This window comes from Pseudomonas khavaziana, from assembly GCF_036704165.1.
Classification (GTDB): domain Bacteria; phylum Pseudomonadota; class Gammaproteobacteria; order Pseudomonadales; family Pseudomonadaceae; genus Aquipseudomonas; species Aquipseudomonas khavaziana.
In genome coordinates this window covers 981,994-992,500 of sequence record NZ_CP129946.1, presented here as the reverse complement: position 1 = coordinate 992,500, position 10,507 = coordinate 981,994, and the positions used below count along the sequence as shown (strand labels likewise).

The following is a 10,507-nucleotide window of genomic DNA, read 5'->3' as shown; positions in this document are numbered from 1 at the left end:
CCAGGTGGTCGCCTTCGCCACTGGTGTTCCTTCCTATATCTACGCATTTCACCGCTACACAGGAAATTCCACCACCCTCTACCATACTCTAGTCAGTCAGTTTTGAATGCAGTTCCCAGGTTGAGCCCGGGGATTTCACATCCAACTTAACAAACCACCTACGCGCGCTTTACGCCCAGTAATTCCGATTAACGCTTGCACCCTCTGTATTACCGCGGCTGCTGGCACAGAGTTAGCCGGTGCTTATTCTGTCGGTAACGTCAAAATTGCAGAGTATTAATCTACAACCCTTCCTCCCAACTTAAAGTGCTTTACAATCCGAAGACCTTCTTCACACACGCGGCATGGCTGGATCAGGCTTTCGCCCATTGTCCAATATTCCCCACTGCTGCCTCCCGTAGGAGTCTGGACCGTGTCTCAGTTCCAGTGTGACTGATCATCCTCTCAGACCAGTTACGGATCGTCGCCTTGGTGAGCCATTACCCCACCAACTAGCTAATCCGACCTAGGCTCATCTGATAGCGCAAGGCCCGAAGGTCCCCTGCTTTCTCCCGTAGGACGTATGCGGTATTAGCGTCCGTTTCCGAACGTTATCCCCCACTACCAGGCAGATTCCTAGGCATTACTCACCCGTCCGCCGCTCTCAAGAGAAGCAAGCTTCTCTCTACCGCTCGACTTGCATGTGTTAGGCCTGCCGCCAGCGTTCAATCTGAGCCATGATCAAACTCTTCAGTTCAAACATCTTTGGGTTTTTAAGAAACCCTAAACTTGGCTCAGCAATCGTTGGTTACATCTTTGATTTCTCGCGGAGTAACTTGTGATGCTGATAATCTTGTTGACTATCAGTCTGACTCCACAAGCACCCACACGAATTGCTTGATTCAGTTGTTAAAGAGCGGTTGGTTAAGAGCTTTCGTCTCAACCGAGGCGCGCATTCTACAGCAGCCTCATTTGCTGTCAAGTGATTATTTTCAAAAGCTTTCGAAGATTTCTTCAACAACTTCAACCACTTGCGCTTAAGATCTCTCCGAAGCGGGAGGCGAATTCTACAGCGTTACACGCTGCTGTCAACACCTCTTTTTCAACTTCCTTCTGGCTTCGATGAACTGAAGCAACTTGCTGCCGAAAACTTCATAACTCGTTGTTTACCAAGGAGTTTTCCGTTTCGACTGCGCCGGAAGTGGGGCGAATTATAGGCTTCCAGAATCTGCCGTCAACCTTCTTTTTCACATTTCTGTCATATGGGTCAAAAAAGCCCCGAAAACGCGAAAGCCGGCCCCAGGAGCCGGCTTTCCACTTACCGAGCCTTACAGGCTAGGAAAGGCGAACTGCGACGCTTCATGGCTAGCCCGTTGCGGCCAACGCTGGGTAATCGCCTTGCGACGGGTGTAGAAACGCACCCCGTCCGGCCCATAGGCATGCAGATCGCCAAACAGCGAGCGCTTCCAACCACCAAAGCTGTGATAGGCAACCGGAACCGGCAGCGGCACATTGACCCCCACCATGCCCACTTCAATCTCGTCACAGAACAGCCGCGCCGCCTCACCATCACGGGTGAAGATGCAGGTGCCATTGCCATATTCGTGATCATTGATCAGTTGCATTGCAGCTTCCAGGCTGTCGACTCGCACCACACACAGCACCGGCCCGAAGATTTCATCTTTATAGATGCGCATCTCAGGGGTCACGCGATCGAACAGGCTGCCGCCGAGAAAGAACCCTTGTTCATGCCCAGCGATGCTCAAACCGCGACCATCAACCACCAACTCCGCACCCGCAGCCACACCTTCTTCTATGTAGCCACTGACCTTATCCCGCGCCTGGCCCGTCACCAATGGCCCCATATCCAGGCCACAAGAGGTCCCCGCACCAATTTTCAACGCCTTGACCTGCGGCACTAACTTGGCGATCAACGCGTCCGCCACCTGGTCACCCACGCATACCGCCACCGAGATCGCCATGCAACGCTCGCCACAGGAACCATAGGCCGCGCCCATCAAGGCACTCACGGCATTATCCAGATCCGCGTCCGGCATCAGCACGGCGTGGTTCTTTGCTCCGCCCAACGCTTGTACGCGCTTGCCACGCTTGGTCGCTTCGGAATAGATGTACTCGGCAATCGGCGTAGAGCCTACAAAGCTCAAGGCTTTTACTTCCGGCGCTTCGATCAATGCATCAACCGCGCCCTTGTCGCCGTGCACCACACTCAGTACACCTTTAGGCAAGCCAGCTTCCTGCAACAGCTGCGCGATGAGCAGCGTCGAACTCGGATCACGCTCGGACGGCTTCAGGATGAAACAGTTACCGCACACAATCGCCAGCGGGTACATCCACAACGGCACCATGGCCGGGAAGTTGAATGGCGTAATCCCTGCCACTACGCCCAACGGCTGGAAGTCCGACCACGCATCAATGTTCGGCCCAACGTTGCGGCTGTACTCACCCTTGAGAATCTCCGGTGCCGAGCACGCGTACTCCACGTTCTCAATCCCGCGCTTGAGCTCGCCCGCTGCGTCTTCCAAAGTCTTGCCGTGTTCTTCGCTGATCAACTGCGAGATACGCGCTTCGTTCTGCTCCAGCAATTGCTTGAAACGGAACATCACCTGCGCACGCTTGGCCGGCGGCGTATTACGCCAGGCCGGAAATGCCGCCTTGGCCGAGTCGATCGCACTTTGAATGGTTTCGCGACTGGCCAACGGCACCTGGTGAATCACCTGGCCAGTAGATGGGTTGTACACATCGGCGGTACGAACGCTGTCGCTGACCAACTGGCCGTTGATCAAATGCTGGATAAGGCTCATGCAGGGCTCCTGAAAAATTGTTCTATATAGAAGGAGAAATCAGTCGATCTTGTTCAGCACTTCGCCGACCGCGTCAAACAGACGATCCAGCTCCTGCGGCTTGCTGTTGAACGTTGGCCCGAACTGCAGGGTGTCACCGCCAAAGCGCACGTAGAAACCGGCTTTCCACAAGGCCATGCCAGCCTCGAATGGCCGCACGATGGCATCCCCGTCACGCGGGGCAATCTGGATCGCACCGGCCAGACCGTAGTTACGGATGTCGATCACATTCTTGCTGCCCTTCAGACCGTGCAGTGCATTCTCAAAGTGCGGTGCGACTTCGGCTACGCGCTGCACCAGGTTTTCCTTCTGCAACAGGTCCAATGCCGCCAGGCCAGCCGCGCAAGCCACCGGGTGCGCCGAGTAGGTGTAACCGTGGGGGAATTCCACGGCGTACTCCGGCGTCGCCTGGTTCATGAAGGTCTGATAGATCTCGCTGCTCGCAATCACCGCGCCCATCGGGATCGCGCCATTGGTGACTTGCTTGGCGACGCACATCAGGTCCGGGGTCACGCCGAAGCTGTCGGCACCGAACATCGAGCCGGTACGGCCGAAACCAGTGATCACTTCGTCGAACACCAACAGGATATTGTGCTGATCGCAAATCTCACGCAGACGCTTGAGGTAACCCTGTGGCGGCACCAGCACGCCAGCGGAACCGGCCATCGGCTCGACAAACACTGCCGCGATGTTCGACGCGTCATGCAGCTCGATCAACTTGAGCAATTCATCGGCCAGCGCAATACCGCCCTGCTCCGGCATCCCCCGGGAGAACGCATTGCTCGCCAGCAAGGTGTGAGGCAGATGGTCGACATCCATCATCGCCTGGCCAAACAACTTACGGTTACCGTTGACGCCGCCCAGGCTGGTACCGGCGATATTCACACCGTGGTAGCCGCGGGCGCGCCCGATCATCTTGGTCTTGGTGGCCTGGCCTTTCAGGCGCCAGTAGGCGCGCACCATCTTCACTGCGGTATCGGCACACTCGGAGCCGGAGTCGGTGAAGAACACGTGATTCAGGTTGCCTGGGGTCAAGTCGGTAATCTTTTCCGCCAGCTGGAAAGACAACGGATGACCGTATTGGAAGCCTGGAGAGTAGTCCAAGGTGCCCAATTGCTTGGCCACGGCTTCCTGGATTTCCTTGCGCGTATGCCCGGCGCCACAGGTCCACAGCCCCGACAACGAATCGTAGATCTTGCGCCCCTTGTCATCGGTCAACCAACTGCCTTCGGCGGCCACGATCAGGCGCGGGTCGCGCTGGAAGTTACGGTTGGCGGTGTAGGGCATCCAGTGCGCATCCAGCTTAAGTTGGCTGGCCAGGGACGATGGGGCGTTTTCGGGCATGTTCATCAGCAAAACCTCGCAAGGCAAAAGGCAGCGTCGGGATCGGAAAAGCGTGGTTGCAGCTAAATTGCCACGGGGATAAAGTCGATGAAATCCAACTCTTCTAACCTTCAGTCAGGACTTCACTAAACTATGAGCAGCCGTCGTCCCGACCCTCTGGCGCAAGTCAGCGATTTTGATATTCGCTTGTTGCGCATTTTTCGCAGCGTGGTGGAGTGCGGCGGCTTCTCGGCGGCAGAAGCCGTACTCGGTATTGGCCGCTCGGCCATCAGCCAACAGATGAGCGACCTTGAGCAGCGCCTCGGGCTAAGGCTCTGCCAACGCGGCCGCGCCGGGTTTTCCCTGACCGAGGAAGGTCGCGAGGTTTATCAGTCAGCCCTGCAGTTATTGAGTGCCCTGGAGAGCTTTCGCACTGAAGTCAACGGCCTGCACCAGCACCTGCGCGGTGAATTGATCATCGGCCTTACCGACAACCTCGTCACCCTGCCCCATATGCGCATCACCCATGCACTGGCGCAATTGAAGGAGCGAGGCCCGGATGTGCAGATCCAGATCCGCATGATCGCCCCCAATGAAGTGGAGCAAGGTGTGCTCGACGGACGCCTGCACGTCGGCGTGGTGCCCCAGGCCAGCGCGCTGTCTGGCCTGGAATACCAACCGCTGTACAGCGAACGCTCGCTACTCTACTGCGCAGTCGGCCACCCATTGTTTTATGCCGATAACAAACAGCTGGAAGACGAACGCATCGACGACCAGGACGCCATCGCTCCCACCTTCCGCCTGCCCGCGCAGATCCAGGCCCACTACCAGGCGCTAAACTGCACCGCCAGCGCTTCGGACCGTGAAGGCATGGCGTTCCTGATCCTTACCGGCCGCTACATCGGCTACTTGCCCGACCACTACGCCAGCCTGTGGGTGCAACAAGGCCGACTGCGCGCGCTGAAACCGGCTACACGTTTTTACGATTTGAGCCTGGCATCGGTCACACGCAAGGGCCGCCGCCCTCATTTGGTGCTGGAAAGCTTCCTGGAAAGCCTGGCCGCAACCCGCTAAAACGGGCCTCGAAGTAAAAGTTGAGCAGGTGGACAGCTTTTTGCAAGGCACAGGGACCTTGAACCGTTCGCCTCGAGTTAACCCGCCATGCCCCCACAATCCTCCAGCTCCAGCGACCTGATCTACGGCCTCAACGACCGCCCGAAACCACTGCCCGCACTGTTGGCAGCGCTGCAACATGTACTGGCGGCGTTCGTCGGCATCATCACCCCACCGCTGATCATCGGCTCTACCCTCGGCCTCACCGCCCACCTGCCCTACCTGATCAGCATGGCGCTGATGGTCTCGGGCGTAGGTACTTTCATCCAGGCACGCAGGCCGTTTGGTATCGGCGCCGGAATGATCTGTCTGCAAGGCACCAGCTTTGCGTTTCTCGGCGCGGTGTTGTCAGCAGGCTTTCTGGTGAAGCAACGCGGCGGTAGCCCGGAAGATATTCTGGCGATGATCTTCGGCGTGTGCTTCTTCGGCGCGGCGGTACAGATCGTGCTGAGCCGCTTTATCGGCCAACTGCGCCGAGTCATCACGCCCCTGGTTACAGGGATTGTGATTACGCTGATCGGCATCAGCCTGATCAAAGTAGGCATCACCGACCTCGGCGGCGGTTTCAATGCACCGGACTTTGGCGCCCCCGCCAACCTGGCGCTCGGCTTGTTCGTGGTGCTGACGATCATTCTGCTCAACCGCTCCAATACCCCATGGGTGCGCCTCTCGGCGATCATCATCGGCCTGGCCCTGGGGAGCCTGGCCGCCTGGTTCAGCGGCAAACTCACTCCCCAGGCCCTGCCTGACCTGCCCCTGATCAGCCTGCCTACGCCGTTCCGCTTCGGTTTCAACTTCGACTGGAGCGCCTTCCTGCCGGTAGCGCTGATTTATCTGATCAGCAGTATCGAAACCGTCGGCGACCTCACTGCCAATTGCATGATTGCCCGCCAACCGATCAACGGCCCCTCTTATATAAACCGACTCAAGGGCGGCGTGCTGGGCGATGGCATGAGCTGCATGATCGCCGCCACCTTCAGCGCCTTCCCCAATACCACCTTCGCCCAGAACAATGGCGTGATCCAACTCACCGGCGTGGCCAGCCGTTACGTCGGCTTATATATCGGCGCGTTGCTGTTCTGTCTCGGTCTGTTTCCCCTGATCGGCGCCGTGCTGCAGCAAATTCCCAAGCCAGTGCTGGGCGGCGCGACCCTGGTGATGTTCGGCAGTGTGGCCGCTGCCGGCGTGCGTATTCTTGCCCAGGCGCCGCTGGACCGACGCAGCATGTTGATCATCGCCACCTCGTTTGGCGTCGGCCTGGGTATCGCCGCCCAGCCCAACCTGCTGCACCTGATGCCAACATTGGTGCAGAACCTGTTCGACTCCGCCATCACCAGCGGCGGCCTCACCGCCATCCTCTTGTGCCTGCTACTGCCGGAAGCCAAGGCGAGCGCCACTGCCGCAAACCACACTCCAGAACGCGACAGCCTGGAACCGCTTTGACGGTTTTATTGCATCGGGACTTGTCTGAGGCTTGAGGGTGGGTTATCTGTGCACACGTCGTCTCTATCGATCAGCACGGAAACCTCCATGAGCCTCGAAGTTCCTGCCCACAGCAACCACGCCGGTAAACCCGCCAGCCGCATTCGGCAAAAGAACGAACAAGCGATTCTCCAAGCTGCTGAAGATGAGTTCGCCCGTCATGGCTACAAAGGCACCAGCATGAATACCATTGCTGCCAGTGCCGGGTTGCCCAAGGCTAACTTGCACTACTATTTCACCAACAAGCTGGGCCTGTACATCGCGGTACTCAGCAATATTCTCGAACTGTGGGACAGCACCTTCAACGCGCTGACTGCCGAGGACGACCCAGCCGTGGCGCTCACGCGCTATATCCGCACCAAAATGGAATTTTCGCGACGCCAGCCACAAGCCTCGCGGATCTTCGCCATGGAAATCATCAGCGGCGGCGAATGCCTCACCGAATATTTCAGCCAGGACTATCGCGCCTGGTTCAGTGGCCGGGCGGCGGTGTTCCAGGCCTGGATCGACGCCGGCAAGATGGACCCCGTCGACCCGGTGCATTTGATCTTCCTGCTGTGGGGCAGCACCCAGCACTACGCCGACTTCGCCACCCAGATCTGCCGCGTCACCGGTCGCACCAAGCTGACCAAGCAGGACATGGAAGACGCTGGCACCAATCTGATCCAGATCATCCTCAAAGGCTGCGGCATCAAGCCAGCCCAATAAACGAAGCGAGTTATGTCTTTTACGCTGACAGGCCTTTGCGAATTTCGTGAAGAAATCCGCAAAAGCCGCTTTATCACCCTGGCGGCACCCATCACCAGCCCGCAGGACGCCCAGGCTTTTTTCGAGCAACACAGCGACCTGAACGCCACGCATAACTGCTGGGCCTGGAAGCTGGCCGACCAATACCGCAGCAACGATGACGGCGAACCTGGCGGCACCGCCGGGCGCCCGATTCTTGCGGCTATCGAGGCACAGGGCTTTGATCAGGTCGCGGTGCTGGTAATCCGCTGGTACGGCGGCATCCAGCTGGGTACCGGCGGCCTCGCCCGTGCTTATGGAGGCGGTGCAAACAAATGCCTGCAAAATGCCGAGCGCATCGAACTGATCAGCCGCGTGCCACTGAGCTGCGCCTGTGGGTTTTCCGAGCTGAACCTGGTGAAGCTGCGTGTCGCTGAACTCGCAGGCCTGGTGCTGGAAGAAACCTTCACCGCCAACGGCGTGGAGCTGCAGCTTGCACTGGGGGAGGCACACATCGACACCCTACAAGCCCAGCTCGCCGACCTGAGCCGTGGGCGCATCCTGCTGCAACGCTGAAACTGCTACTGTTACGTGCTGAACTCCCTGAACCGCGATTTCAAAGGAAGCCTTTCATGTCTACGCCAAAAACTGCACTGATCATCGGCGCCTCACGCGGGCTGGGCCTTGGCCTGGTCAAGCAATTGCTCCAGGATGGCTGGGACGTGACCGCCACCGTGCGCGATCCGAGCAAAGCCGATGCGCTGAAAGCCGTGGGGCCGGTGCAGGTCGAGAAGTTGGACATGGACGACCAGCAAGCCGTGATCGCCCTGGCCCAACGCCTGAAAGACCGCACCTTCGACCTGCTGTTCGTCAACGCTGGCGTCAAGGGCCCGGCGAACCAGGAGCCCGGCCACGCCACCCTGGCGGAAGTCGGCCAGTTGTTCTTCACCAACGCAGTGGCACCGATTAACCTGGCCCAGCGCTTTGTCGGGCAGATCCGCAAAGACACCGGTGTGCTGGCCTTCATGAGCTCGGTACTGGGCAGCGTGACCATTGCCGACGGTTCGGACCTGGCGCTGTACAAGGCCAGCAAGGCTGCACTCAATTCGATGACCAACAGCTTTATCACCCAACTGGGCGATCACAAGCTGACCGTGCTTTCGATGCATCCGGGCTGGGTGAAGACCGACATGGGCGGCGAAAATGCGCATATCGACGTCGACACCAGCGTGCGCGGCCTGGTGGATCAGGTAAATGCCTACACCGGCAAGGGCGGCCACCACTTCGTGGACTACAAGGGCGACACCATCGCCTGGTAGCCCCCCAACTGTAGGAGCGAGCTTGCTCGCGAAGAACGCCCAGGCACTGCTTAAAGCCAGACTGCCCGCGTCATCGTTGACGATTTTCGCGAGCAAGCTCGCTCCTACAGAGGTAAACTGCCCACCTCGCCCTCCCCGGCGACCCTGGATCAGCAGACAGGGCAACACTGAGCTGGCAAACCTGAACCCATCATTCAGAGGAGCCGGCCAATGCCTGCGACCCGTATCTGGTTAAAAAACCCTCTCGCGATTTTCACTGCCAATGGCCTTGATGCCCGCGGCGGCCTGGTGCTGCAAGACGGTGTGATCACCGAAGTGCTGGCCCAAGGCCAAGAACCGGCACAACCCTGTGCACAGGTGTTCGACGCTCGCGAGCATGTGGTCCTGCCCGGGCTGATCAACACCCACCACCACTTCTATCAAACCCTGACCCGCGCCTGGGGCCCAGTGGTCAACCAGCCGTTGTTTCCCTGGTTGAAAACCTTGTACCCGGTATGGGCACGGCTCACCCCGGAAAAACTTGCCCTGGCCAGCAAAGTCGCCTTGGCTGAATTGCTGCTCTCAGGCTGCACCACCGCAGCCGACCACCACTACCTGTTCCCCGATGGCCTGGAAAACGCCATTGATGTGCAGGTAGAAAGCGTGCGCGAACTGGGCATGCGCGCCATGCTCACCCGCGGCTCCATGAGTCTGGGCGAAGCCGATGGCGGCCTGCCGCCGCAGCAGACCGTACAACAAGGCCAGGTGATCCTCGACGACAGCCAGCGCCTGATCCGCGAATACCACCAGCGTGGCGACGGTGCACAGATCCAGATAGCCCTGGCGCCGTGCTCGCCGTTCTCGGTCACCCCCGAGATCATGCAAGCCAGCGCCGAGCTGGCCAACCGCCTGGATGTGCGCCTGCACACCCATTTGGCAGAAACCCTCGACGAGGAAGACTTCTGCCTGCAACGTTTCGGCCTGCGTACCGTGGACTACCTCGACAGCGTCGGCTGGCTCGGCCCACGCACCTGGCTGGCCCATGGTATTCACTTCAACCCGGATGAAATCGCACGCCTGGGCGCCGCCGGTACTGGCATCTGCCACTGCCCAAGCTCGAACATGCGCCTGGCCTCCGGCATCTGCCCGACCCTGGATCTGCTCGCCGCCGGCGCGCCCATCGGCCTGGGCGTGGACGGTTCCGCATCCAACGACGCGTCGAACATGATCCTCGAAGCGCGCCAGGCCCTGTATATCCAGCGCCTGCGTTACGGCGCGGAAAAAATCACTCCCGAAGGCGTGCTGGGTTGGGCCACCAAAGGCTCGGCGCAGTTGCTGGGACGTACGGATATCGGTGAATTGGCGGTAGGCAAGCAAGCTGACCTGGCGCTATTCAAGCTTGATGAGCTGCGGTTCTCCGGCAGCCACGATCCGATTTCAGCGCTGCTCTTGTGCGGTGCGGATCGAGCGGATCGGGTGATGATTGGCGGCCAGTGGCGAGTCATCGACGGGCAGGTCGAAGGTCTGGACCTGAAAGGTTTGATCGCCGATCACACCCAGGCGGCGCGGCAGTTAATCGCCGGAACCTAAGCCAAACGAGGTTCAAAATGTGGGAGGGGGCTTGCTCCCGATAGCGGTGGGTCAGCCAACCTATATATGACTGAACCACTGCCATCGGGAGCAAGCCCCCTCCCACATTGGACTCATTGGTGGCTTGAAGAATCA

General features: G+C 59.1%; 8 protein-coding genes and 1 rRNA gene (1 of these 9 cut by a window edge). 6 read left to right on the top strand and 3 right to left on the bottom strand.

Annotated elements, in window-relative coordinates:
• From QYQ93_RS04270 to QYQ93_RS04260, 3 genes are all read right to left on the bottom strand, one after another.
• Nucleotides 1–736, bottom strand: a 16S ribosomal RNA gene (locus QYQ93_RS04270); it reaches 801 nt to the left of the window's first position.
• A 571-nt stretch (nt 737–1,307) separates the two neighbouring features.
• Entirely contained in the window at nt 1,308–2,801 is a 1,494-nt protein-coding gene (locus QYQ93_RS04265; RefSeq protein WP_043051754.1) for a CoA-acylating methylmalonate-semialdehyde dehydrogenase, read from the bottom strand.
• A gap of 39 nt (nt 2,802–2,840) precedes the next feature.
• Nucleotides 2,841–4,190, bottom strand: a complete 1,350-nt coding sequence (locus QYQ93_RS04260) for an aspartate aminotransferase family protein (RefSeq protein WP_338476405.1) — start codon at nt 4,188–4,190, stop codon at nt 2,841–2,843.
• 126 nt (nt 4,191–4,316) lie between these two features.
• Between QYQ93_RS04260 and QYQ93_RS04255 the strand changes: the two genes are divergently transcribed.
• The 6 genes from QYQ93_RS04255 (at nt 4,317) to QYQ93_RS04225 (ending at nt 10,372) form a co-directional block, all read left to right on the top strand.
• Nucleotides 4,317–5,237 (top strand): LysR family transcriptional regulator, encoded by a 921-nt coding sequence (locus QYQ93_RS04255; protein WP_043051756.1) that lies wholly within the window; start codon nt 4,317–4,319, stop codon nt 5,235–5,237.
• 87 nt (nt 5,238–5,324) lie between these two features.
• Nucleotides 5,325–6,719 (top strand): nucleobase:cation symporter-2 family protein, encoded by a 1,395-nt coding sequence (locus QYQ93_RS04250; protein WP_338476404.1) that lies wholly within the window; start codon nt 5,325–5,327, stop codon nt 6,717–6,719.
• A gap of 87 nt (nt 6,720–6,806) precedes the next feature.
• Nucleotides 6,807–7,466 carry a TetR/AcrR family transcriptional regulator gene (locus QYQ93_RS04245; RefSeq protein WP_043051758.1) on the top strand — a complete coding sequence of 220 codons (660 nt, stop codon included), beginning with the start codon at nt 6,807–6,809 and terminating at the stop codon, nt 7,464–7,466.
• A 12-nt stretch (nt 7,467–7,478) separates the two neighbouring features.
• Nucleotides 7,479–8,060 (top strand): YigZ family protein, encoded by a 582-nt coding sequence (locus QYQ93_RS04240; RefSeq protein ID WP_338476403.1) that lies wholly within the window; start codon nt 7,479–7,481, stop codon nt 8,058–8,060.
• A gap of 56 nt (nt 8,061–8,116) precedes the next feature.
• On the top strand, nt 8,117–8,803 hold the full coding sequence (locus QYQ93_RS04235) for an SDR family oxidoreductase (RefSeq protein ID WP_043051760.1): 687 nt from the start codon (nt 8,117–8,119) through the stop codon (nt 8,801–8,803).
• Nucleotides 8,804–9,013: 210 nt separating this feature from the next.
• Nucleotides 9,014–10,372 (top strand): 8-oxoguanine deaminase, encoded by a 1,359-nt coding sequence (locus QYQ93_RS04225; protein ID WP_043051761.1) that lies wholly within the window; start codon nt 9,014–9,016, stop codon nt 10,370–10,372.
• Nucleotides 10,373–10,507 lie beyond the last annotated feature (135 nt).